Raw genomic sequence first — 23,286 nt, 5'->3', positions numbered from 1 at the left:
CTGGGGAGGCCGTCCGCCCTCCCCAGTCGCAACAGGGTGCCTCGTGCCTGCGGGAGGATGGGAGCCGTGACCACGACCCCCGCGCCCCTCGGCCTCCTCCTCGACGTCGACGGCCCCATCGCCAGCCCGATCACCCGCACCCTCGCCATCCCGAGCATCGCCGCCGACCTCGTGGAGCTCGCGGCCGCGGGCGTCCCGGTCGTCTTCAACACGGGCCGCTCGGATGCCTTCATCCGCGAGCAGGTCGTCGGCCCGCTGCTCGCGGCAGGTCTCCCCGCAGGGGCCCGCGTGCACGCCGTGTGCGAGAAGGGTGCGTCCTGGTTCTCGATCACGGCGGACGGCGCGGGGGAGGTGCACGTCGACCGCTCGCTCGCGCTGCCCGAGGCGTACATGCGCGACATGGAGCGGCTCGTCGCCGAGCGCTTCGCCGACTCGATGTTCTTCGACACCACCAAGCACGCCATGGTCTCGGTCGAGCAGCTCACGAGCGTCCCGTCCGCCGACTACCTCCGGCTGCAGCCCGACCTCGACGCCCGCGCCGTCGAGATCCTCACGGCGCACGGCCTCGGCTCGGTGCTCGAGGGCGTCGAGGTGCCGGACGCGCACGGCGAGGTGCAGGTGCGCGTGGACCCGACGATCATCTCGACCGACGTCGAGTCGATCCGCCTCGGCAAGGACCTCGGCGCCGCCCGCGCCCTGGAGCTCCTCGCCGACAGCGGCCCGCTGCCGCTGCGCTGGCGCACGGTCGGCGACTCGCGCACCGACTACGCGATGGCCAGGTGGCTGCACGAGAACGGGCACGAGGTCGCGCACGTCGACGTGCGGCCGGCCGACGGGATCCCCGCGACGCCGTACCCCGTGCTCACCGCGGGCGACCTCATCCACGACGAGGCGGGCGCCGCGCTGCTCGCGCAGTGGGTGCGCATCGTGCGCGGCGAGGCCGATGACGACTCCGCGTTCCTCGCGCCGGGGCGCGGCGCGAGCTGATCCGACCGGGCGTTCGCTGCGCCCCGCACGACCCGCAGGACCCTGGGGCCCGTCCGCTTCCGGACGGGCCCTTCCGCGTGCGCGCGAACGGATGTTAGCCTCGGCTAACACTTCGATGGAGAGGCCGCCATGACCCGCACCGCCCCCGAGCGCGCCCGCGCGCGTCGGCCCGTCACGGGCCCGCGGCTCGTGCTCCTGCTGGGACCGGCGTTCGTCGCGGCCATCGCGTACGTGGATCCCGGCAACGTCGCCGCGAACCTGACCGCGGGCGCGCGCTACGGCTACCTGCTGGTGTGGGTGCTCGTCGCCGCGAACCTCATCGCCGTGCTCGTGCAGTACCAGTCGGCGAAGCTCGGGCTCGTCACGGGCCGCAGCCTCCCCGAGCTCCTCGGCCAGCGGCTGCCGGCCACGCGTCGCCGCGCCTTCTGGGTGCAGGCCGAGCTGATCGCGGCGGCCACCGACCTCGCGGAGGTCATCGGCGGGGCGATCGCGCTGCACCTGCTGTTCGGGATCCCGCTCGTCGCGGGCGGCGTGATCGTCGGCCTCATCTCGATCGGCCTCCTCGCCGTGCAGTCGCGGCACGGGCAGCGACCGTTCGAGCTCGTGATCGGCGCGCTCCTCGTGGTGATCACGGTGGGCTTCCTCACCGGCCTCGTCGTGAGCCCGCTGTCGGGATCCGGCATCGCGGGCGGTCTCGTGCCGCGCTTCGACGGGCCGGACAGCGTGCTGCTCGCTGCGAGCATGCTCGGCGCCACCGTGATGCCGCACGCGGTCTACCTGCACTCGTCGCTCAGCCGCGACCGGCACGGCGTCCAGAGGGACCCGGGCGTGCTGAGGCGGCTCCTCACCGCGACGCGCTGGGACGTGATCACCGCGCTCGCCGTGGCCGGCGCCGTCAACATCTCCATGCTCCTCATCGCGGCCGCGAGCCTCGGCGGCGTGCCCGGCACCGACTCGATCGAGGGGGCGCACGCGGCCATCACGGCGTCGCTCGGGCCGGTCGTCGGCGTGGTGTTCGCGGTCGGGCTGCTCGCGTCGGGGCTCGCGTCGACGTCCGTGGGCGCCTACGCGGGCGCGGCGATCATGGGCGGCCTGCTGCACGTGAAGGTGCCGCTGCTCGCGCGCCGCGTGGTGACGCTGATCCCCGCGCTCGCGATCCTCGCCGTCGGCGTCGACCCGACCACGGCGCTCGTGACCAGCCAGGTCGTCCTGAGCCTCGGGATCCCGTTCGCGCTCGTCCCGCTGATCCGCCTGACGGGCGACCGCCGCGTGATGGGCGAGCACGTCGACCGGCCGCTCACGCGCATCGCGGCGTGGGTCGCGGTGTCGCTCGTGGTGGTGCTGAACGTCGCGCTCGTGGTGCTGACCTTCACGGGCTGACGCACGCGGGTCGGCCGGGCGTCAGCCGGCGTCGGACACCCAGACCGCGGAGGCGGCGGCGGGCGTGAGCCGCCTCGCTGCGGATCCGTCGACCGTCACGCGCACGGCGCCGGGAGAGCCGGATGCGGCCTCGCGCACGAGCGTCGCGTCGAGCCCGATGCCGTGCTCGGCGAGCTCGCGCAGCAGACGCGGGTCCTCGTCGGAGATGCGGCGCACGCGCATGGGCCGGTCGGCGGCCGCGTCCGCGAGAACGGTCGCGTCCGGCAGGTGCGGCTCGCCGTCGGCCGAGGGGATGGGGTCGCCGTGCGGATCCCGCGACGGGTGCCCGAGGTGCTGGTCGATGCGCGCCACGAAGTCGTCGGAGACCGCGTGCTCGAGCACCTCGGCCTCGTCGTGCACCTCGTCCCAGCCGTAGCCGAGCACCTCCACGAGGAACGTCTCGAGCAGGCGGTGGCGGCGCACCATCTGGATCGCGTGGCGCCGGCCGTCGTCGGTGAGCTCGATGCTGCCGTACGGCCGGTGCTCCACGAGGCCCTGCGCGGTGAGGCGGCGGATCCCGTCGGAGGCGGTCGCGGGCCGGATCCCCAGGCGCTCCGCGAGGCGGCTGACGGTCATCGGCTGGTCGGTCCACTCTGTCGCCGACCAGATGAGCTTGAGGTAGTCCTGCGCGGCGCTGGAGAGCTCGTCGACGGACATGCCTCCATGGTACCGAGCGGCCCGGTGGGGCCCGCTGTCACGCCGCGTGCCCGGGCGGTGCAAGCTGGACGGGACCGCGGGCAGCGACGCCCGCGGCGGATCCGATGGAGGAACCACATGCACTACCGGAATCTGGGGAACAGCGGCGCGGTCGTCTCGACCTACGCGCTCGGCACCATGACCTTCGGCGCGGAGGCCGACGAGGAGACCTCGGGGCGCATCCTCGAGGCGTACGTCGAAGGCGGCGGCACGTTCATCGACACGGCGGACGTCTACACGTCGGGCGTCTCGGAGGAGATCGTCGGCCGCTGGCTGCAGGCGCACCCGACCGAGGCCGACCAGCTCGTCGTCGCGACGAAGGGCCGCTTCCCGATGGGGGAGGGCAACAACGACGTCGGCACCTCGCGCCGCCACCTCACCCGCGCGCTCGACGACTCGCTCCGCCGCCTCGGCGTCGACACGATCGATCTCTACCAGATGCACGCCTGGGACGCCGTGACCCCGCTCGAGGAGACCCTGCGCTTCCTCGACGACGCCGTCCGCGCCGGCAAGATCTCGTACTACGGCTTCTCGAACTACCTGGGCTGGCAGCTGACGAAGGCCGTCGGGCTCGCGAAGGCGCTCGGGTTCACGCCGCCCGTCACACTGCAGCCGCAGTACTCGCTGCTCGTGCGCGAGATCGAGTCGGAGATCGTGCCGGCGTCGCTGGATGCGGGCATCGGCCTGCTGCCCTGGTCGCCGCTCGCGGGCGGCTGGCTCACCGGCAAGTACCGCCGCGACGAGATGCCCACCGGAGCGACCCGCCTCGGCGAGGACCCGGCGCGCGGCATGGAGGCGTTCACGCCGCGGAACGGCCAGGAGCGCACGTGGGCGATCCTCGACGAGGTGCGCCGGGTCGCCGACGCCCACGGATCCAGCTCGGCCCGTGTCTCGCTCGCGTGGCTCGAGGCGCAGCCGGCCGTGACCAGCGTGATCCTCGGCGCCCGCACCGTCGAGCAGCTCGAGGACAACATGGCCTCGGCCGACCTCGAGCTCACGGCCGACGAGATCGCGTCGCTCAGCGCGGTGAGCGCGCCCGTGGTGTCCGACTACCCGTACGGCCCGGCCGGCGTGCAGCAGCGCCACCGCGCGATCGACGTGCGCGGCTGAGCCCGCCGCCGGTCGTCCCCTCGCCAGCTCCGGCGACGCGGGGGCGGCCGGCACCCGGCTCCCGGGGCGTGATCCGCACGCGCGGCACGTGCCGGCGCACCACGACCTCGAGGGTCAGCTGGCCGCGGCGGGCGAGGATCACGGCCACCACCGCCGCGGCCAGCGCCGGCATCCCACCGGACACGACCATGCCGGCGTGCACACCCCACGCTTCGACGATCCCGCCCATCAGCGGACCGCCGATCGCCTGGCCGCCGAGCAGCACGAGCACGTAGACGCTCATCACGCGTCCGCGGATTGCGACGTTGCTGGAGAGCTGCACGAGCGAGTTCGCGGCGGTCTGGAACAGCAGCGACGCCATGCCGACCGTGACGAGCAGCACCGCGAACGGCGCGATCCCGGGCATCAGCCCCGCGGCCGCCTGCAGCAGGCCGGTGATCCCGACGCCGACCACGATGGTCCGCAGCCGCACGGTCGCGCGACGGGTCGAGAGCAGCGCGCCCGTGAGCGCGCCGATCGCGACCATCGAGTTGAAGAACCCGTAGCCTCCGGCGCCCACGTCGTAGACCTGGCTCGCGAACGCCGCGAGGAGCACGGGCATGGTGAGCCCGAACACGCTGAACACCGCCACGAGCACGACGGGCCACAGGATGGTCGGCTTCGAGCGCGCGTACCGGAGGCCCTCCGCGAGCTGGCCGCGGCGGCGCGGGGCGGGCGGGATGCGGATCAGGTCGCGGGTCCTCAGGCTCCACAGCGTGAGGACCACGACGACGCACGCGAGCGCGTTGATCGCGAACGACCAGCCGGCGCCGACCGCGAGCAGCAGGACACCGCTGAGCGCGGGCCCCACCATGCCGCCGAGCTGGAACGCCGACGAGTTGACGCTGATGGCGTTCCGCAGGTGCTTTTGCCCCACGATCTCGGTGACGAACACCTGGCGCGCCGGGTTGTCGATCACCGTCACGAGACCGGTCGCGAACGCGATGGCGAAGATGTGCCACGCCTCGACCGCGCCCGAGAGCGTGAGCACGGCGAGGAGCGCGCTGAGGAGCGCGTAGGTGCCCTGCGTGATCATCATCAGCATCCGCTTCGAGCACCGGTCGACGATGACGCCGCCGAGCAGGCCGAAGAACAGCATCGGCGCGAACTGCATCGCGACCGTGATGCCGACCGCGGTGACGCTGCCGGTGAGTTCGAGCACGAGCCAGTCCTGGGCGATGCGCTGCATCCAGCCCGAGGTCATGGCGATGACGTTGGACGCCGTGAACCGGCGGAAGTTCGGCACGCTCAGGGCGATGAGCGTGTGACGCCACGGCGGGCGGCGGGTCTGGATCGGGAGCGGGGCGGTCGGGGGGAAGGCGTTCGGCGGGGTCACGGTGTTCCTGCGGTGGCGGTTGCGTATGGGTGGCGTCGGTTCTGCATGGATGCGGCTCGGCGTCGAGCCGCGACCGACGCTACCCGCCGGCTTCCCATTCGGATCCCGTCTCGACATGATGAGTCCCATCACATCCTCGAATGACCGGAGGCGCCGTGCTCGATCCGACCCTGCTCGCGACCTTCCTCGCCGTCGCCGACACCCGCAGCTTCACGCAGGCGGCAGCGCGCCTCGGGATCAGCCAGCCGACCGTGAGCCAGCAGGTGCGGCGACTCGAGCGGGCCGTCGACCGCACGCTCATCGCGCGCGACACCCGCGCCATGCGACTCACCGACGCGGGCGACGCGATGGCGGGCTTCGCGCGCACGATCCTCGCGGCGCACCGCGCGGCGGAGAGCTACTTCGGCGGATCCGAGGTGAGCGGCCGCCTGCGCTTCGGGACCGCGGACGACCTGGCCATCACGCAGCTGCCGCGGATCCTCCGCCACTTCCGGCAGCTGCACCCGCAGATCGAGCTGGAGCTCACGGTGACGCAGAGCGGGCCGCTGCACCGGCGCCTGCTCGCGGGCCAGCTCGACCTGATCCTCACCAAGACCACGGTCGACGAGCAGCCGACCGCGCGCCTCGTGGGCCGCGACCGGATGGTGTGGGTGGGCCTCGAGCGCACGCTCGTGGAGCCGGGCGCCACCGTGCCGCTCATCGCGTACCGCGCGCCGAGCATCAGCAGGCAGATGGCGATGGACGCCCTCGAGCGGGCGGGCCGCACCTGGCGGATCACGTGCAGCACGCGCGACGTGAACGGCGTGCTCGCCGCCGTGCGCGCCGGCATGGGGGTCGCGGTGCTCCCGCAGGCGCTGATCCCGACGGACCTCGTGAAGGTGACATCGCGGCTCGGCCTGCCCGAGCTCGACGAGGTGGACTACGTGCTGATGGACAACCCCGCCGGGCCGCGCGCGTCCATCGAGGCGCTGACCTCGGCGATCATGTCGCGCGGGGTGACGCGCGCGAGCTGACCGGCGTGAGCTGACGAGTGGTGGCCGCCGCTACCAGCGGGCGACGGGCGGCAGGTCGTCGGGCCAGGCCTCGCGCGCACGGTCCCTGCGCCCACGGCCGCGGCCCCGGCCGGTCGGCTGGTGCGGCGGCTCGGGCTTGTCGGGATCCGCGCCGGGTGTGCCGGGCTGCTCGAGCTGCATCGCGAGCGCGCGCAGCCGGGCGTCCAGCTCCGCGTGCGCGGCGGCGGCCTCGTCGAGCCGGGCGCGCTCGTCGTCGACGTCGGCGGGGATCCGGGTGGCCGCCTCGAGCGGCAGCGCCTCGGCCTCCGCCTCGGCGAGCCGGCGCGCGCGGCGGCGCGAGGCGATGATGCCGAACGCGCCCACGCCGATCTGGAACATGCCGAGCCAGCCGGACGCGTCGTTGACGGGAGCGAGCACGTGCCACGCGCCGAGCGCGATCCAGCCGATGTTGACCCACATGGGCCAGGCGAACCCGGATGCGGCGCGCGCGCCCTCCCTGGGCTCGTCCGTGCCGCGTCCCTCGTCGCTCATGCCGTTCCTCCGTGCCGACCCGCCAGTGACCGCGAGTGTGTCACGCGAGGTCGTGAGTCGCCTGGAGCCAGACGAACGTGCGCGGGCTGAGGACGATCCCCTTGGTGAGGCGGAGCCGCTCGTCGCGCACGAGGTCCACGGCGTGCTCCGCGAACCCGCCGAGCGTCTCCGCGGAGACCGTCGCCGGCTCGTCGCCGAGGTTCGCGAGCACGAGGACCGTGCCGTCGTCGTGCGGGCGCTGGTAGCCGAGCACGTGCGGGTCGTTCGCGTCGAAGCCGACGACCCGCGTGCCGCCGAGCGCGGGCGTGGCGCGGCGGACCGCGACGAGCCGACGGATCCCGGCGTGGATGACGCCCGTGCTCGTGGTGCGGTCGTCGCGCTGGTCGTAGCGCTCGAACGGGTAGAGCGGGCGGTTCACCCACCTGCTGTCGTCGGCGTGGGCGGGGACGTCGTCGTAGCCGTAGTCGTTCAGCTGGCCGACCTCGTCGCCGAGCACGATCAGCGGCAGGCCGCCCGTGCTGAGCGCGATGGAGTGGGCGAGCAGGATCCGCTCGACGGCGCCCGGGTCGTCCTGCTCGAGGCCCGCGAGGGACGCCGTGGTGCCGGCGACCGCGCCGCCCGGGTGCCGGATGCCGCGCGCGTGGCTGCCGGGGAACCCGCCCACGTGGTACTCGGCGAGGAAGCGGCGGTGCTCGTCGGGGTCGATGCCGAGGGCGCGCGCGTCGCCGTCGTCGAAGGAGAAGCGGAGGGCGTCGTGGCTGCGGACGCGCGCGGTGCGGGCCGAGCCGGCGGGCACGTCGCCGCGGCGCTCGAGGGCGCGCGCGAGCAGGGCGGCGGATCGGGTGGCGAGCGCCTCCCAGACGAGCGCGGTGAGCGCCGGGTCGTCGGCGAGGCGCACGGCGTCGCCGTCCAGCAGCTCCGCGGATCCGCGCGGGTCGGCATCGGCGACGACGGCCAGCGCGAGCGCGGGGGAGGCGCGGCGGCCGAGCGTGGCGATGACGCGGAGGAGCGCGGCCCGGTCGGCGTCGCGGTGCTCGCCGAGGACGTCGACGGAATCCACGCGGATCACGTCGGCCCCGACGGCGGCGAGGGCGACGGCCTCGCGGACGGCGCCGCGGATCCGGTCGGCGAGGGGCGCGTCGGCGTCGGCGGGGGAGAGGTCGACCGCGAGCGTGAGGCCGGCGTCGTGCAGGGCGTCGGCGAGGTCGCCGAGGTCGGCCGCGGATCCGAGGCCGGCGCGCACGCGCACGCCCGGCGCGAGGAGGCCGTCGGCATCGGCGCCGTGGTCCGCGCGCGCGGCGACGGGGGTGATCTGCAGGTGCGTGAGGCCGAGGTCGCGGAGGGCGGGGATCCGCGCGACGAGTCCCCGGAGGTCGTCGGCGTAGCGGTCGACGTAGCAGACGCCGCCCGTGCGGCCGGCGAGGTCGAGGTCGGCGGGGGCGCTGGCGGCCGAGGCGCTGCGGGGGCGCGTGTCGCCGAGGTCGGCGGCCAGCGCGTCGGCCAGCGCATCGGCGTCGTCGCCCGCGAGCGGGCGGAGGTCGGCGGCGAGGGCGTCGCGGTCGATCGGGGGCGCGGAGGCCGCGTCAGCGGGGGCGAGGTCAGGGGAGCGGTCGTCTCCGACTGCCGCGGGATCGGTACTGAGCGCTGCGCTCTCCATGCTCGGTCCTTCCTCGGCATCCTCCGGGCACCGTCGCCCGACTCCCTGATCCTACGGGCGGGCGGGGCGCATGACCGCCCGAACGCTTCGGGCACACCGGATCCCCTCGCCCCGCGGCCAGGCGGCGGGCCCGCGAGCGCACGCGCGCCTCGCGGGCGCGCGCCCGCACGGGTAGGATCGGACCCGTCGCGACTGGCGTTCGGATGGGTCACCATCGGGGAGCGACTCACACGGTTGGTGGCCGTACGCCTGGGCCACGACGCATCCATTCGTCCACCGTGCTCAAGGAGTCCCATGCCCGTCGACCAGTCCTTCAACGCCCCCCTCTCCGAGGTCGACCCGGAGATCGCGGCGGTCCTCGAGCAGGAGCTCGGCCGTCAGCGCGGCACCCTCGAGATGATCGCCAGCGAGAACTTCGTCCCGCGCGCGGTGCTGCAGTCGCAGGGATCCGTGCTCACCAACAAGTACGCGGAGGGCTACCCGGGCCGCCGCTACTACGGCGGATGCGAGTTCGTCGACGTCGCCGAGCAGCTCGCCATCGACCGGGCGAAGAGCCTCTTCGGCGCCGAGTTCGCGAACGTCCAGCCGCACTCGGGCGCCACCGCGAACGCGGCCGTCCTCGCCGCCATCGCGCAGCCCGGCGACACGATCCTCGGCCTGGAGCTCGCGCACGGCGGCCACCTCACGCACGGCATGAAGCTCAACTTCTCCGGCAAGCTCTACGACGCGGCCGCGTACGGCGTGGATCCCGACACCTTCCTCATCGACATGGACGTCGTGCGCGAGAAGGCGCTCGCGCACCGCCCGCAGGTGATCATCGCCGGGTGGTCGGCCTACCCCCGCCACCTCGACTTCGCCGCGTTCCGCGCGATCGCCGACGAGGTCGGCGCCAAGCTCTGGGTCGACATGGCGCACTTCGCCGGGCTCGTCGCCGCGGGCGTGCACCCCTCGCCCGTGCCGTACGCCGACGTCGTCTCCTCCACGGTGCACAAGACCCTCGCGGGCCCCCGGTCCGGCGTGATCCTCAGCCGCGACACCGCGCTCGCCAAGAAGCTCAACTCCGCCGTCTTCCCGGGGCAGCAGGGCGGGCCGCTCATGCACGTCATCGCGGCCAAGGCAACGGCGTTCAAGATCGCGGCCACCGAGGAGTTCGCGGACCGGCAGCGTCGCACCATCCAGGGCGCGCAGATCCTCGCCGAGCGCCTCGTCGCGGCCGACTCCACCGAGGCCGGCGTCTCCGTCCTCACGGGAGGCACCGACGTGCACCTCGTGCTCGCGGATCTGCGGAACTCGCCCATCGACGGCAAGCAGGCGGAGGACGCGCTGCACGAGGTCGGCATCACGGTCAACCGCAACTCGGTGCCGTTCGACCCGCGCCCGCCGATGGTGACGTCCGGCGTCCGCATCGGCACGTCCGCGCTCGCGACGCGCGGCTTCGGCGAGGCCGAGTTCACCGAGGTGGCCGACATCATCGCCGAGACCCTGAAGCCCGGCAGCGACCTCGCCGCCCTGCGTGCGCGCGTGCTCACGCTCACCGACGGCTTCCCGCTCTACGAGGGCCTCACCCAGTGACCGCGGTCGTGCTCGACGGCGTCGCCACCGCGTCGGCCGTCAAGTCCGAGCTGGCCGTGCGGATCCGCGCCCTCCGCGAGCAGGGCCTCGTGCCCGGCCTCGGCACGCTCCTCGTGGGCGACGACCCGGGATCCCGCTCCTACGTCGCCGGCAAGCACCGTGACTGCGCCGAGGTCGGCATCGAGTCCATCCGCGTCGACCTCCCGGCCGACGCCACCGAGGCCGACGTGCGCCTGGCGATCGAGCGGCTCAACTCGGATCCGGCCGTGACGGGCTACATCGTGCAGCTGCCGCTCCCGGCGGGCATCGACGAGAACGCGATGCTCGAGCTCATCGACCCGTCCAAGGACGCCGACGGCCTGCACCCGACGAACCTCGGGCGGCTGGTGCTCGGCGTGCAGGGCGAGCTGACCTCGCCGCTGCCGTGCACGCCCGCCGGCATCGTCGAGATGCTCCAGCGCTACGACGTGCCGATCGCCGGCCAGCACGTGGTCGTCGTCGGGCGCGGCCTCACGGTGGGCCGGCCGCTCGGCCTGCTGCTCACGCGCAAGGGCCTCGACGCCACCGTCACGCTCACGCACTCCCGCACGCGCGACCTCGAGCAGGAGGTCCGCCGGGCGGACATCGTGGTCGCGGCCGTGGGCGTCGCGCACCTCATCCTGCCGGAGTGGGTCAAGCCGGGCGCCGCGGTGCTCGACGTGGGGATCACGCGCGTCGTGGATCCCGAGACCGGCAAGGCGCGCCTCACGGGCGACGTCGACCCGGCCGTCGCAGAGGTCGCCGGGCACCTGTCGCCGAACCCGCGCGGCGTCGGGCCGATGACCCGCGCGATGCTGCTCGCCAACGTGGTGCAGGCCGCCGAGCGCGACGCGCGCCTCGCCGCCGAGCTCCGCGGCTGACGGCGCTCGCCGCGACAGCGCTCGACTCGAGCGTGCGGCGGTGACGGAGGAGGGGACGGCCGGTCAGGCCGTCCCCTCCTCGCGTCCCGGGGCCGCGCCGAGCAGGACCGCCGGCGTCGGGATGGCGCCCGCGTGCAGCCGCGCGTTCTCGACGTAGTGCGCGGCATTGGCGCGGAGCCCCGCCACCTCCTCGTCGGTGAGCTCGCGCCGCACCTTGCCGGGCACGCCCGCGACGAGCGAGCGCGGCGGGATCACCTGCCCCTCCAGCACGACGGTGCCGCCCGCGAGCAGCGACTCCCGGCCGACGACGGCGCCGTTCATCACGGTGGCGGACATGCCCACGATGCAGTCGTCCTCGACCGTGCAGCCGTGCAGCACCGCGTTGTGGCCGACGCTCACGCCCCGGCCGACCGTGAGCGGGAAGCCCTCGTCGACATGGCAGCTCACGTTGTCCTGGAGGTTCGAGCCCGCGCCGATCGCGATGTCGGCGGCCTCCGCGCGCAGCACGGCGTTGAACCACGCGCTGGATCCCGCGGCGAGCGTCACCCGCCCGACGATGCGCGCGCCCGCCGCCACGAGGGCGTCGGGCGCGATGTCGGGCGCGGGCGATCCGGGGAGCGCGCGGACGGTGGCCTGGGGATCGACGGTCATGCCGACAGGGTAGGCCGCGGGGTCAGGCGCGCGGGCGCATCCGCGTGCCCCGCTCCATCGGCGCGAAGCCCGCGGCGACGTAGGCGTCCCACGGGGCGCGGTAGTGGGGGAGCGGCGAGGCGTTGATGAAGACGTCGTGGCCGCCCAGCTCGCCGACGCGGCGGCAGACGTCGAGCGCGAGGGTCTGCGCGAGCCCCAGGCGGCGGTGCGCGGGCACGATGCCGAGCGGCTCGAGCTCCGCCCAGCCGGTCGCCGGGTCGAGCCACGCGGTGCACGTCCCCGCGAGCGTGCCGTCCGGGGCCTCGACCACGAGGTCGAGCTCGCGCCGGTACACGGCGGCGGTCTGCATGGCGGCATATCCGTCGGCGTCGAAGCGGCTCTCGGCATCCGGGTCGATGCCCTCGCCGGATCCGTCGGTGAAGGGCAGCTCGACCGGCTTCCAGGCCCGGCGGTGCGCGTCGACCTTGGCCTGCTCCTCGCCCTCCGCGACCGGGCGGATGCGGTACCCCGCGGGCGGGCGCGCTCCCGTGTCGCGGGCGGCGTGACGGAGCCCGGCGAGCGGGATCGCCTCGTCCACGAAGCCACGGGCCGCGAGGATCCCGCGCAGCCGGTCCTGGCTGCGGTGCACGGCGATGCTCACGGGCGCGTCCCCGGCGGCGTCGAGGAGCCACGCTGCCAGGAGGTCGGTCGTGCCGTCGTCGCCGGGCGCGCACTCGACGCGTGCGTCGTCCGCCGAGTAGGCGGCCCAGCCGATCACGGCGCCCGCGTCGTCGCGGACCACGGCGATCCGCTCCGGTAGCTGCCCCGTGGATGCCTCCCACGCGAATCCTCCGGGGTGCGTCGACGCGGGGAACCACGTGGACAGGGCGCGCGCGATGTCGCGGATGTCCCCGTCCCGGTCGTCAGCGATCTCGGTCAGTCCCGCCGGTGGTCGCATGCCGCCGAGCCTAGGGGGAGGCCCGCCCCTACTGCTCCGCCTTCGCCCCGTCCGACGGCGTGACCGTGAAGACGGTCGGCCCCGTGTAGCCGTGCTCCGCGAACGCGCCGTCGATGGCGACCTGGAGACGCGACAGCGAGTCGACGTCGATGAGCGCGATCGCGGATCCGCCGAAGCCCCCGCCCGTCATCCGCGCGCCGATCGCGCCCTCGTTCTGCGCGACCTCGACCGCGAGGTCGAGCTCCGGGACGCTGATCTCGAAGTCGTCGCGCATCGAGCGGTGGCTCGCGTCGAGCAGCTCGCCGATGGCGCGCGGGCCCTCCTCGCGCAGCGCGCGCACGGTGTCGAGCACGCGCTGGTTCTCGGTGACTATGTGGCGCACGCGGCGGAACGTCTCGTCGTCGAGCACCTCGCGGGCGCGGACGAGGTCGTCGACCGCGAGGTCGCGCAGCGACGACACGCCCATCAGGCGCGCGCCCTTCTCGCACGACTCGCGGCGCGCGCGGTAGCCGCCGTCGGCGTGCGCGTGCGCGACGTGGGTGTCGATCACGGCGATCGTGAGGCCGGCCGCCTCGAGCCCGAGCGGGATGACCTCGGCGTCGAGGGAACGGCAGTCGAGGAACACGCCCGCGTCCTGGCGACCGAGGAGGCTCGCGGACTGGTCCATGATCCCGGTCGGCGCGCCCACGATCTCGTTCTCGGCGAGCTGCCCGACGGCGGCGAGCGTCTGCCGGTCGAGGCCGAGGCGCCAGATGTCGTCGAGCGCGAGGGCGATGGATCCCTCGAGCGCGGCCGACGAGGACAGCCCCGCGCCCACGGGCACGTCGCTGTCGATGAACACGTCGAAGCCGGGGACGGCGGCGAGGTCGGCCCCGCGCTGCCCGAGCGCCCACGCGACGCCGAGCGGGTACGCCTGCCACCCGTCGATGCGCTCGCCGGTGAGGTCGGCGAGGCGCGACTCCACCACCTCGTCGGAGAAGGAGCTGGCGAGGCGGATCCGGTCGTCGTCCCGCGGCGCGAGCGCGATGACCGTGCGGCGGTCGATCGCGAACGGGAACACGAAGCCCTCGTTGTAGTCGGTGTGCTCGCCGATGAGGTTCACGCGCCCGGGCGAGGACCATACGCCGTGCGGCTCGCGCTCGAAGCGGGCGCGGAAGCCCTCGCGCACGTCGTCTCGGATGTCGGTCATGCGTCCTCCACTGCCTTGCGGATCATCTCGGCCGCCTTCTCCGGCGGCACGTCGCCGATCCAGGCGCCCATGGCCGCCTCGGATCCGGCCAGGAACTTGAGCTTGTCGGCCGCACGGCGCGGCGACGTGATCTGCAGCATCAGCCGGATCTCGTCGCGGTGCGCGTCCACCGGGGCCTGGTGCCAGGCGGAGATGTAGGGCGTCGGGGTGTCGTAGAGCCGGTCCATCCCCTGCAGCAGCTTCAGGTACATCGTCGCGAGCTCGTCGCGCTCCGCCTCGGTCGTCTCGGCGAGGTCGGGCACGTGGCGGTGGGGGAGCATGTGGATCTCCACGGGCCAGCGCGCCGCGAACGGCACGAACGCCGTGAAGTGCTCGCCGCGGAGCACGACGCGCTCGGACGCCTGCTCGGTCTCGAGGATCCGTCGGAACAGTCCCGGCCCGAACCGCTCGATCGACTCCACCAGCCGGCGCGTGCGCGGCGTGATGTAGGGGTACGAGTAGATCTGCCCGTGCGGGTGGTGCAGCGTGACGCCGATGGCCTCGCCGCGGTTCTCGAACGGGAACACCTGGCGGACCCCGGGCAGCGCCGAGAGGGCGCGCGTGCGCTCGGCCCACGCCTCCACCACGGTGCGGGCGCGCGACGGCGTGAGGCCGCTGAACGAGCCGGTGTGCGCGGGGCTGAAGCAGACGACCTCGCAGCGTCCGACCGAGGTGCGGGTGCGCTCCAAGCCGATGGACGTGAGGTCGTCGTCGTCGACGGGCGCGTCCACGCCCTCCGCGTCCGCGAGCGCGGGGCCGAACGACGGCGACTTGTTCTCGAAGACCGCGACGTCGTACATGCTCGGGATCTCGGAGGGGTTGGTCGGGCTCGCGGGGGCGAGGGGATCCAGCTCCGCCGGCGGGAGGTGCGCGCGATTCTGGCGCGCGGCGGCGATGGACACCCACTCGCCCGTGAGCACGTCCTGCCGCATCGTCGCGGTGGGCGGGCGGGGTGCCGCGGGGCGGGCGTCGGCGGCGCGCTCGGGCGGGAGGGCCGTGTCGGCGTCGTCGAAGTAGACGAGCTCGCGGCCGTCGGACAGCAGCGTGCGGCGCTGCGTGATCCCGGACGGCGACGTCGTGACGGTCTGGTCGGCATGCATGATCCCTCGATCCTACGGGCTCGCGGGCGTCGGATCTGCGTCGGCGAAAGGGCCCGCTTGCGTTCTTGCAAGCGGTGGGCGAGGCTCGCGGGATGGCCGACGACACCGCATCCGTCCCCGCGGCGACCCGCCGGTCGCGCATCCTCGAGCGGCTCGCCGACCGTGGCTTCGCGACCGTCGCCGAGCTCGCGGCCGACGCCGGCGTCTCCGCCGTCACGATCCGCGCCGACCTCGACGCGCTCGCGGACTCCGCCGCCGTCCAGCGCGTGCACGGTGGCGCGGTCCTCCGCTCCGGCCTCGGTGCGCGTGAGCAGAGCCTCGAGGTGACGCTCGAGTCGGCCGCGGACGCCAAGCGCGCCATCGGCCGGGCCGCCGCCGACCTCGTCGAGAGCGGCCAGAGCGTGCTGCTCGACGTCGGCAGCACGACGCTCCAGGTGGCGCGCGCGCTCGTGGCGCGTGAGGACCTCGTCGACGTCACCGTCATCACGAACGGCCTCACCCTGGCGCTCGAGCTCGAGCGGGCCATGCCGCGCTTCACCGTCGTCGTCACCGGCGGCACGCTCCGGGCGCTGCAGCACAGCCTCGTGGATCCGCTCGCCACCGTCGTGCTCGACCGCCTGCACCCGGACCTCGCGATCATCGGCTGCAACGGCGTCGACGTGGAGCGGGGGATCACCAACGTGAACCTGCCCGAGGCCGAGGTGAAGCGGCGGATGGTCGCCGCGAGCGCCCGCACGGTGGTCGTCGCCGACGGGGCCAAGCTCGGGCGCACGCACCTCGGATCCGTCGCGCCGCTCGACCTCGTCGACACGCTGCTCACCGACGCCGACGCGGATCGGCACGAGGTCCGCCGGCTGCGCGACGCCGGGCTGCGCGTCGTCGCCGCGGCGGGCGGGCCGTCCGCGGCCGCGCGGCCGTAACGTGGATCCCATGAGACCCGTCACCGGAGAGCAGCACCACCTCGTCCACGCCGGCCCGTCGGGCGAGCTCCGAGCCACGGTCGTGCAGCTCGCCGCCGCGATCCGCGGCCTCACCCTCGACGGCGTCGACCTCGTCGAGCCCTACGGCGACGACGTCGTCGCGCCGATGGGCGCCGGCATGGTCCTCGTGCCGTGGCCGAACCGGATCCGCGGCGCCCGCTACGAGCTCGACGGGAAGGCCCAGGCGCTCGACGTTTCCGAGCCGTCGCTCGGCAACGCGTCCCACGGCCTCCTCCGCAACACCGGCTACGCGGCGTCCGACCGCGCCGACGACCGCGTGACCCTCTCCGCCACCGTCTTCCCGCAGCACGGCTACCCGTTCCTCCTCGACACCTCCGTCACCTACCGGCTCACCGACGACGGCCTCGTCGTCACGCACCGGATCCGCAACGACTCCGAGGCGGCCGCCCCCGTCGCGGTCGGCGCGCACCCGTACCTCGCGATCGGCGGGGTCCCCTCCGCGGAGCTCACGCTCACGGTCCGCGCCGACACGTGGTCCGAGGTCGACGACGCGCTGATCCCCGTCGCCGACCATCCGGTCGACGGCGCCGCAGAGGACCTCCGCACGGGCCGCACCGTCGGCGACCTCGACCTCAACACCGGCTACGGCGATGTCCACGTGGAGGGCGGCACGAGCCGCCATGGCCTCACCGCGCCCGACGGCCGCGGCGTCGAGCTCTGGGCCGACGCGTCCTTCGGGTTCCTGCAGGTCTACACGCCGCGCGAGTTCCCGACCCACGGGCGCCAGGCGGTCGCGATCGAGCCGATGACCGCGCCGGCGGACGCCTTCAACTCCGGCGTCGGCGTGCGCCGCCTCGCGCCCGGCGAGGAGTGGACCCTCAGCTGGGGGATCCGGGCGACGGGCTTCTAGCGCCTCGTCGGCAGGCGGGCGCACCCCCGAAGTGGGTGGGGGAGCGCGGGCGTCGTGACCCTACGGTGAAGGTAATTACCCAACCGAAGGAAATGATGCGCCCGATTCCCCTCGTGACGGCGGCCGTGCTCGCCGTCTCGCTGCTCCTCCCGGCCCAGGCGGCGACCGCCTCCGTCGAGCCCGTCCCGACGCCGGCCCCCACGGCCGAGCCGACGCCCGCGCCGACGGCCGAGCCGACGCCCGCGCCGACGCCGACAGTCGCGCCGACACCTGTTCCGACCACTCCTGCGCCGACCCCAGTGCCGCCGAAGGATCAGGGCAGGTGGCAGCTCTACAAGACCTCGTTCGACGGTCGCATCTACGAGCTCGTCGACGGTCAGAGCCCGAGAGCGCTGAGCTACGAGACGTGGCGCGACGTGTACGACTTCCGCACTCCCCGCGCTGCCGACACGAACTTCGTGAAGTACGCCTGGTCCCCGACCGTCTACGCGGTCACCTTCTGGCCCGGTGGGGAGAGGGCCTGGCAGTGGACGCGCCTCGGGTACGACCAGTTCGCTCGCGCGGGATTCCCCAGCGTCAGGAACGCCGGGTACATCGTCAACAGCTACGTCTACAAGTGGGGTACGTCCGCGGACATCCTCGTCGAGGGTGAGGACGGCGTGAATCACCGCCTCACGGGGGCCGAGTGGCGCGACATGAACTACCGGCCCTTCGTGGACCGCGCCGATGAGGGATTCATGCGGCTCTCCTGGACGGGCGACATCGTGCGCATGACCTCGGTCAGCAGAGGGCAGGGATACAAGCTCGGATACGGAGAGTGGCAGGCGGAGGCATTCCCGACCCCGCAGGTCGTGCAGCGCATCAACGGCGACCAGTTCTATCGGAACACGGGCAGCGCCTCCATCATCTACGCGGGTCCGGGGATGAACCGGGCGGTCTCCTACGACGAATGGCGTGCTGCGGGATTCCCGCAGCCGAGCATCAGGACGTCGCGTTTCGGGGGTGACTCGGGAGTCCTCGTCGTCAACCGTGACATCAGCCCCGGGACCTACCGCTCGGACGGGAACCAGGACTGGTGCTACTGGGAGCGGCTCTCCGGGTTCAGCGGGTCCCTGGACGACATCATCGCCAACGACATCACCACGAACGCGAGCGTGGTCACCATCAGCCCATCTGATGTGGCCTTCAATACCAAGCGCTGCGGCGACTGGGTGAGGATCGGCTGACGCAGATCCCATCCGAGCGACCCGATGAACGCATCCGGCTAGCTCATGGAGCCCCCGTCACCGCCCGGTGACGGGGGCTCCACGTCCATCAGCCCTCGTCCTCCTGCGCCCACTGCAACGCGACGCGCTGCGTGTACCGCTCGAGCGCGATCCGGTTCTCCTCGGGCTCGCGCAGCCCGTCGATGTAGGCCAGCAGCCGCCCGACGACGCCCGAGAGGTACTGCACACCCCGGTCGTCGTGCTCCTCGAGCGCGCTCTTCAGCAGGTCGTAGCGCTCGCTCGTCTCCTCGGCGGTCAGCATCGCGATCACGAGTTCGTCGGCCTGCATGCTCATGGGATCCAGCATCGCATCGCCTGCTCGGTGGCCGAGGTCCGGCGGGCGGCGGCATCCGCATGGCCATGCGGATCGGACGCGGTGCACACCCGCCATCGCGCCTCCCCGAACTGGGGGTACGATCCGGCCGGCAGCAGGCAGCACCCTTGCCCTATCCAGCGTGGGGCGTCCGGTGCTCGGGGGAGCGGATCGTCGCCGCCCGACCGCGCCCGTCAGCACGGCCCACCCGGAAGGCTCCCCCTTGTCCCAGTCACGCGCGCACGCGCCTGCGCCCCTCACCGATCTGCCCGCCGAGGCGCTCGCCCAGGACGCCCCGGCGCCCGCCGAGAGGCCGCCGCTCCTCGGTCGCCGCGCCGTCTTCCTCGCCGCCGTGGGCGCGACCGCTGGTGCCGCATCCGTCGCCGCACCCGCCGCGGCGCCGCCCGCCTCGGCCGCCGCCGTCGTGGGCGACCAGTCGCGCGTCTACTACCCGGAGCAGTTCGGGTTCGTGCCGTCGGCGGCCGATCACACCAAGGCCATGGCCGCGTTCTTCGCGGCGCTGCAGAAGACCGGCGGCCGGGGGATCCTGCCGCCGTGCGAGATCCGCGTCACGTCGACCGGCATCGACTACTCGAGCGCGGCCTGGCCGAAGCAGCCCCTCTCGGGCGCGCCGTACGGGTACCCGGCCATCTCCATCGAGGGCCACGGCCGGCGTGTCACGACCATCCGGCAGATCGCGGGATCCACGGGCGACGTCTTCACGGTGCAGGGCAAGATCGGCGCCGACGCCGGTCCCGCCGCGAACAACAAGGCCACGGTCTCGCTCACCGGATTCAGCATCACGGGCACGCGCACGGGCCGTCACGGGTTGTACCTGCGCTCGCTGCTGCACTGCCGCATCACCGACATCGAGCTGAACGCCACCGGCGGCGCCGGGGTCTTCTTCTCGCGCGCGGCCTTCACCGCGGCCAGCGACGAGTACTCCTACGCGAACGTCATCGAGGGCCTGCGCGTCATCACCGCGGGCACCTGGGGCGTCGACTGCGACGGGGTCAACACCATCGACATCGTGATGCGCGACACCGAGATCGTGAACTGCGTCGCGGGCGGGATCCGCATCGCCCCCACCAACGCGCGCTTCGAGAACACGCGCGTCATCGGCTGCGGCGCCGGCAACAAGGCGGCCCGCGGCTTCCTCGCCATCCCCACGAGCAACGCGTCGTCCATGGTCTCCGAGCTCGGCATCAACGGCATGCGCCTCGAGGGCAACTCGGGTTCGGGCGGATACCAGATGGAGATCGGGGCGGGCGTCGGCGCCACCGTCGTCGGCTACAACATCGTGACGGGCGGCGACGGCGGCGCCCACGGCATCGGCGTCGGCCTCGTCGACCAGGGCGGGCGGCTGGCCCAGGACACGTTCGTCGGCCGCGGCACCATGTTCATGACCCCGAGCAAGTACCCGTCGCAGCGCGTCGTCGTGGTGGGCGCGTTCGCCCGCGACACCCGCGTCGAGCGCCCGTCCCTCCCCAACAACCCCGACACGCCATTCGCCTCGGTCGTCACGGACCGCGGCGTCCGCAGCGTCGACGGCTTCGGCCGGGCGCTCACCGACCCGGGGACGGGCTCGGCGCCGGTGGCCTGAGGTCCGGACGCCGCCTCAGCCGGCGAGCGCCGTGAGGGACGTCTGGATCCCGGCCGCGATGGCCTCGTGCCCGGTGGCGCTGGGGTGCCACTCGTCCTCGGTGCGGAGTTCCGGACGGTCGACGGGCAGCCAGCTCTCGGGACCCGTGGCGTCGATCACGTGGGCCTTCCCGAGCGCGGGCCCCGTGTACGCGGACGCGAGCTTCTCGTAGCTCTGCACGCCCGTCATCGGCGTGATGATCACGGTCTGGGCGTCGGGCCAGCGCTCGGCGATGTCGGCGAGGATCCGGGTCACGCCGCTGCGCACCGCGACCTCGCCCGGCTTGATGTCGTTGACGCTGCCCTGGAGGACCACGAGGTCGGGCGTGAAGTCGTCGTCCATCGCGGCCAGGCGATCCGGGTACGCCGGCTGGTCGGACGTGGCGGCGAACCCGGTGCCCGCCGCAGCGTTCAGGCGCACGTCGGTCCAGCCCTCGCGCTCGGCGAGGAGCGCGGGGTAGGCGGGGCGCCCCGACGTCTCGATGCCGTGACCGAGGATGAACGAGTCGCCGAACATGAGGACCGCGGGATCCTCGGGGAGCTCCAGCGGCGCCACGGGCGCGATCGTGGTGCCGGGCCCGGAGACGAAGCCGGACTCCGCGACGGCGCCCGCGTTCCCGACCGGTTCCGCGCCGCTGCCGAGCGCAGCGACGACAAGGCCGACCGAGCACGCCGCGACGGCTGCCGCGGCCGTCCAGCCGGCGATCCGCCATGCTGCCCGCGCCTTCGCGCCCGCCCGGTATCCGTATTTCCCCACTTGTGAACCGTACGGCCATCTCGGTTTGCGGTGTCCTCCGCGTCCCACCCCATTCGGGGGCCCGCCGGCCTCGAGCGACCCCGGGCGCGCGACGCTCCTCGCACCACTGGGATCACCACTGGATCCGCCTGCAGCCGCCGCCCTCCGACACGAGCCCGACACATCGAGCCGATACCGTGCCGATCATGTCTGGGGGAGACGGAACGACGGTCACTGCTGCGCGCGCGGACTGGGTGGATGCGGCCAGGGCGATGGCCATCCTGCTGGTGGCGCTGTTCCATGCGGGCCTCCTGCTGATGCAGGAGGACCTCGCCTCGCCGGTCTGGGCGACCATCAACAGCGCGTTCGTCACCTTCCGGATGCCGATCTTCTTCCTCGCCTCGGGGCTCCTGGCGGGGTCTGCCGTGCGCCGCTCCTGGCCGGAGCTCTGGAACTCCCGCATCGCGATCCTCGTGTGGGCGCTCGCGATCTGGTCGGTGCTGCGCTTCCTCTACTTCTCGCTGGTGCCGCTCGACTCGCGCCCTCACGAGGGCGACCCGCGGGCGCTGCTGCTCGCGTTCGTGTTCCCCGCGACGGGCCTCTGGTTCCTGCACGCGCTCGCCGTGTTCCTCGTCGTGGCCAAGATCGCGCACGGGCGGGTGCCGCCGTGGATCCAGCTGGGCGTCGCCGCCGTCCTCTCCGCCCTCTTCCTCAGCGTGCTGCGCATCGGCAGCCTCAGCTGGGACGGCATGGCGAAGTACCTCGTCTTCTTCCTCATCGGGCTGCATGCGAAGGACCTGGTGTTCCGCGTCGCGTCCCGGCCGCGGCCCATCGCGGCCGCGGCCGCCCTGGTGGCGTTCGGCGCGGCGGGGGTCGCCGTCGAGCTGACCGGCATCAGCGGCGTCCCCGGCGTGCTGCTCGTCGCCTCGTGCCTCGCGATGGCGGTCGGCGTGCTGTGGGCGGCCCTGCTCGCGCGCACGCGGCTCGTGCGACCGCTGCGCTTCCTCGGCCGGAACACGCTGCCCATCTACGTGGCGCACGTCCTCGTGATCGCCGCGGCCTGCGCCGTGCTCGACGCCGTGGGCTTCCAGGCGTCCGGCGCCGTGCCGTACCTGCTGCCCCTGGTGGTGAGCGTCGTCGCGATCGCGGCATCCCTGGCCCTGCACGCGGTGGCGATGCGCACGCCGCTCCGATTCCTCTACCGCACGCCGCCGTTCCTCGTGCTGGACCGGGGCGGGCGGGGCTGATCCCGCAGCGCGCCGGCGTACCGGGCGTCCGGTGGATCCGTTCCGGTGGGCCCCGTCGGGCTCGAACCGACGACCCAGGGATTAAAAGTCCCTTGCTCTACCAACTGAGCTAGAGGCCCGTGCCCCCGATGCTACGGGATGGGCGGTGGCCGCCTCGTGAGCGGGGCGACGTCGCGCGAGGCCGCTCGGGAAGATCCGTCCGGCGTACGCTTGCCGGGATGTCCGGCGAATACCACAAGCCCACCAAGTTCTCCGGGTCCAAGTTCGAGAGCATGCTCGGCGGCGAGGACCCCGCCACGATCAGCCGCGTGGCCCACGAGACCGCGTCGGCGCTGTTGGCGCGCGTCCGGGCGGATCCGGACCCCGCGGTGGTCGAGCGCCTCATCGCCTACACCGACGAGCACGGCATCGACGCGGTCGCGGAGCTGTGGTCGCGCGCGAGCCCCCGCAGCCTGCCGGGCGCCCTCTGGCGCCTCTACCTGATGCGCGCCCTCATCCGGCAGGATCCCGACGGCATCAGCCTGCTCTACCAGCGCGGCACCGAGGTCGCCACCACGATCGACCCCGTGGTCGCGGGCGCCACCGCGCCGACCGGGCCCGCGGAGATCGTGGAGCTCGCCGACAGCATCCTCCGCGGCCTCTTCACGGGCGACTTCGCCGTGGCCCTCGACCGCGCGGGCGCGTTCAGCCGCCTCGCCGCGCTCGGCGCCACGAGCGTCGCGGACGACCTCGACGCCACGGCGTCGCCGGAGCGCGCCGGCGAGCTCACCACGCGCGCCCTGCGCCTCTCGCAGATGGCCGCCGACCTCGTGCAGTGCGCCCGGCTCTGGCGGAGCGACCGCCTCGACTGACCCGTCCCACGCGTGGATCCACCCGTTCGCTGTGAGCGCGACCCCCGGGACGACAGCCCGCGCCGACTCGGTTACAGTGGATCCTGGTCGGGCCGCAGTACTCCCGGGTACCAATATTCGCCGCTCCGAGCGGCCTCGCGCCGAGAGGCGTCCTGCGGCCCGGCTCCTCATCTCCCTCCCCCTCCTCCGCGGAGGGACGGCCCCCGT

22 protein-coding genes, 1 tRNA gene and 1 riboswitch are annotated in these 23,286 nt (G+C 73.6%); of the genes, 12 read left to right on the top strand and 11 right to left on the bottom strand.

Going from position 1 to position 23,286, the window contains the following annotated elements:
• Positions 1 to 57 precede the first annotated feature (57 nt).
• Both FGD68_RS14960 and FGD68_RS14955 read left to right on the top strand, forming a co-directional pair.
• Complete coding sequence (locus tag FGD68_RS14960) at positions 58 to 987, top strand: Cof-type HAD-IIB family hydrolase (protein WP_119373474.1); 930 nt, start codon at positions 58 to 60, stop codon at positions 985 to 987.
• 129 nt (positions 988 to 1,116) lie between these two features.
• On the top strand, positions 1,117 to 2,367 hold the full coding sequence (locus FGD68_RS14955) for an Nramp family divalent metal transporter (protein ID WP_119373475.1): 1,251 nt from the start codon (positions 1,117 to 1,119) through the stop codon (positions 2,365 to 2,367).
• A 21-nt stretch (positions 2,368 to 2,388) separates the two neighbouring features.
• Here the strand turns inward: FGD68_RS14955 and FGD68_RS14950 are convergent, their stop codons facing one another.
• Entirely contained in the window at positions 2,389 to 3,063 is a 675-nt protein-coding gene (locus tag FGD68_RS14950) for a metal-dependent transcriptional regulator (RefSeq protein ID WP_104237243.1), read from the bottom strand.
• A 117-nt stretch (positions 3,064 to 3,180) separates the two neighbouring features.
• Here FGD68_RS14950 and FGD68_RS14945 point away from each other — a divergent pair, with 117 nt between their 5' ends.
• Positions 3,181 to 4,212, top strand: a complete 1,032-nt coding sequence (locus FGD68_RS14945) for an aldo/keto reductase (protein ID WP_119373476.1) — start codon at positions 3,181 to 3,183, stop codon at positions 4,210 to 4,212.
• Here FGD68_RS14945 and FGD68_RS14940 read toward each other — a convergent pair.
• Positions 4,121 to 5,587, bottom strand: a complete 1,467-nt coding sequence (locus FGD68_RS14940) for an MFS transporter (protein ID WP_237609621.1) — start codon at positions 5,585 to 5,587, stop codon at positions 4,121 to 4,123. The genes FGD68_RS14945 and FGD68_RS14940 overlap by 92 nt on opposite strands.
• A gap of 155 nt (positions 5,588 to 5,742) precedes the next feature.
• Here FGD68_RS14940 and FGD68_RS14935 point away from each other — a divergent pair, with 155 nt between their 5' ends.
• Positions 5,743 to 6,600: a LysR substrate-binding domain-containing protein gene (locus tag FGD68_RS14935; protein WP_104237240.1), complete on the top strand. Its 858-nt coding sequence runs from the start codon at positions 5,743 to 5,745 to the stop codon at positions 6,598 to 6,600.
• A 30-nt stretch (positions 6,601 to 6,630) separates the two neighbouring features.
• On the opposite strand, the gene FGD68_RS14930 is transcribed toward FGD68_RS14935, so the two are convergent.
• Together FGD68_RS14930 and FGD68_RS14925 are read right to left on the bottom strand one after the other, a co-directional pair.
• Positions 6,631 to 7,131, bottom strand: coding sequence for a hypothetical protein (locus FGD68_RS14930; protein ID WP_237609620.1), 501 nt, complete (start codon positions 7,129 to 7,131; stop codon positions 6,631 to 6,633).
• A 40-nt stretch (positions 7,132 to 7,171) separates the two neighbouring features.
• The gene (locus FGD68_RS14925; RefSeq protein ID WP_237609619.1) at positions 7,172 to 8,788 is read right to left on the bottom strand and encodes a DUF3459 domain-containing protein; all 1,617 of its coding nucleotides are present in this window, start codon (positions 8,786 to 8,788) and stop codon (positions 7,172 to 7,174) included.
• A 178-nt stretch (positions 8,789 to 8,966) separates the two neighbouring features.
• Positions 8,967 to 9,050: riboswitch (ZMP/ZTP riboswitch) on the top strand.
• A 32-nt stretch (positions 9,051 to 9,082) separates the two neighbouring features.
• Between FGD68_RS14925 and glyA the strand changes: the two genes are divergently transcribed.
• Together glyA and FGD68_RS14915 are read left to right on the top strand one after the other, a co-directional pair.
• Complete coding sequence (gene glyA / locus FGD68_RS14920; protein WP_119373116.1) at positions 9,083 to 10,360, top strand: serine hydroxymethyltransferase; 1,278 nt, start codon at positions 9,083 to 9,085, stop codon at positions 10,358 to 10,360.
• Entirely contained in the window at positions 10,357 to 11,259 is a 903-nt protein-coding gene (locus tag FGD68_RS14915; RefSeq protein ID WP_119373115.1) for a bifunctional methylenetetrahydrofolate dehydrogenase/methenyltetrahydrofolate cyclohydrolase, read from the top strand. Before glyA ends, FGD68_RS14915 begins: the two co-directional genes overlap by 4 nt.
• A gap of 63 nt (positions 11,260 to 11,322) precedes the next feature.
• On the opposite strand, the gene FGD68_RS14910 is transcribed toward FGD68_RS14915, so the two are convergent.
• The 4 genes from FGD68_RS14910 to galT are packed head-to-tail and all read right to left on the bottom strand — an operon-like array spanning position 11,323 to position 15,175.
• Positions 11,323 to 11,910 (bottom strand): gamma carbonic anhydrase family protein, encoded by a 588-nt coding sequence (locus FGD68_RS14910; RefSeq protein ID WP_119373114.1) that lies wholly within the window; start codon positions 11,908 to 11,910, stop codon positions 11,323 to 11,325.
• 22 nt (positions 11,911 to 11,932) lie between these two features.
• Positions 11,933 to 12,847: a GNAT family N-acetyltransferase gene (locus FGD68_RS14905; RefSeq protein WP_119373113.1), complete on the bottom strand. Its 915-nt coding sequence runs from the start codon at positions 12,845 to 12,847 to the stop codon at positions 11,933 to 11,935.
• A 28-nt stretch (positions 12,848 to 12,875) separates the two neighbouring features.
• Entirely contained in the window at positions 12,876 to 14,036 is a 1,161-nt protein-coding gene (gene galK, locus FGD68_RS14900) for a galactokinase (protein ID WP_119373112.1), read from the bottom strand.
• Positions 14,033 to 15,175, bottom strand: a complete 1,143-nt coding sequence (galT, locus tag FGD68_RS14895; RefSeq protein ID WP_119373111.1) for a galactose-1-phosphate uridylyltransferase — start codon at positions 15,173 to 15,175, stop codon at positions 14,033 to 14,035. Before galT ends, galK begins: the two co-directional genes overlap by 4 nt.
• Positions 15,176 to 15,267: 92 nt before the next feature.
• On the opposite strand from galT, the gene FGD68_RS14890 reads away from it, so the two are divergent.
• The 3 genes from FGD68_RS14890 (at position 15,268) to FGD68_RS14880 (ending at position 18,252) form a co-directional block, all read left to right on the top strand.
• The gene (locus FGD68_RS14890) at positions 15,268 to 16,095 is read left to right on the top strand and encodes a DeoR/GlpR family DNA-binding transcription regulator (protein ID WP_104237423.1); all 828 of its coding nucleotides are present in this window, start codon (positions 15,268 to 15,270) and stop codon (positions 16,093 to 16,095) included.
• A gap of 10 nt (positions 16,096 to 16,105) precedes the next feature.
• Positions 16,106 to 17,026, top strand: a complete 921-nt coding sequence (locus FGD68_RS14885; protein ID WP_119373652.1) for an aldose 1-epimerase family protein — start codon at positions 16,106 to 16,108, stop codon at positions 17,024 to 17,026.
• Positions 17,027 to 17,121: 95 nt separating this feature from the next.
• The gene (locus FGD68_RS14880) at positions 17,122 to 18,252 is read left to right on the top strand and encodes a hypothetical protein (RefSeq protein ID WP_182480974.1); all 1,131 of its coding nucleotides are present in this window, start codon (positions 17,122 to 17,124) and stop codon (positions 18,250 to 18,252) included.
• An 88-nt stretch (positions 18,253 to 18,340) separates the two neighbouring features.
• Here FGD68_RS14880 and FGD68_RS14875 read toward each other — a convergent pair whose 3' ends face one another.
• Entirely contained in the window at positions 18,341 to 18,586 is a 246-nt protein-coding gene (locus FGD68_RS14875) for a hypothetical protein (RefSeq protein WP_234425060.1), read from the bottom strand.
• A 241-nt stretch (positions 18,587 to 18,827) separates the two neighbouring features.
• Here FGD68_RS14875 and FGD68_RS14870 point away from each other — a divergent pair, with 241 nt between their 5' ends.
• Positions 18,828 to 20,207, top strand: a complete 1,380-nt coding sequence (locus FGD68_RS14870) for a hypothetical protein (protein WP_237609618.1) — start codon at positions 18,828 to 18,830, stop codon at positions 20,205 to 20,207.
• Positions 20,208 to 20,222: 15 nt separating this feature from the next.
• On the opposite strand, the gene FGD68_RS14865 is transcribed toward FGD68_RS14870, so the two are convergent.
• Positions 20,223 to 21,002 (bottom strand): SGNH/GDSL hydrolase family protein, encoded by a 780-nt coding sequence (locus tag FGD68_RS14865; protein WP_119372584.1) that lies wholly within the window; start codon positions 21,000 to 21,002, stop codon positions 20,223 to 20,225.
• Positions 21,003 to 21,187: 185 nt separating this feature from the next.
• On the opposite strand from FGD68_RS14865, the gene FGD68_RS14860 reads away from it, so the two are divergent.
• The gene (locus FGD68_RS14860) at positions 21,188 to 22,228 is read left to right on the top strand and encodes an acyltransferase family protein (RefSeq protein WP_119372590.1); all 1,041 of its coding nucleotides are present in this window, start codon (positions 21,188 to 21,190) and stop codon (positions 22,226 to 22,228) included.
• A 46-nt stretch (positions 22,229 to 22,274) separates the two neighbouring features.
• Here the strand turns inward: FGD68_RS14860 and FGD68_RS14855 are convergent.
• Positions 22,275 to 22,347, bottom strand: a tRNA-Lys gene (locus tag FGD68_RS14855).
• Between the two features lie 99 nt (positions 22,348 to 22,446).
• Between FGD68_RS14855 and FGD68_RS14850 the strand changes: the two genes are divergently transcribed.
• A complete protein-coding gene (locus FGD68_RS14850) occupies positions 22,447 to 23,079 on the top strand; it encodes a DNA-directed RNA polymerase subunit beta (RefSeq protein WP_119372585.1) in 633 nt (210 codons plus the stop codon).
• The last annotated feature ends 207 nt before the right edge of the window (positions 23,080 to 23,286 follow it).

This window comes from Clavibacter californiensis, from assembly GCF_021952865.1.
In the GTDB taxonomy this organism is placed as follows: Bacteria; Actinomycetota; Actinomycetes; order Actinomycetales; family Microbacteriaceae; genus Clavibacter; species Clavibacter californiensis.
The sequence above is the reverse complement of the archived record's forward strand: the minus strand, read 5'-3'. Positions and strand labels throughout refer to the sequence as shown.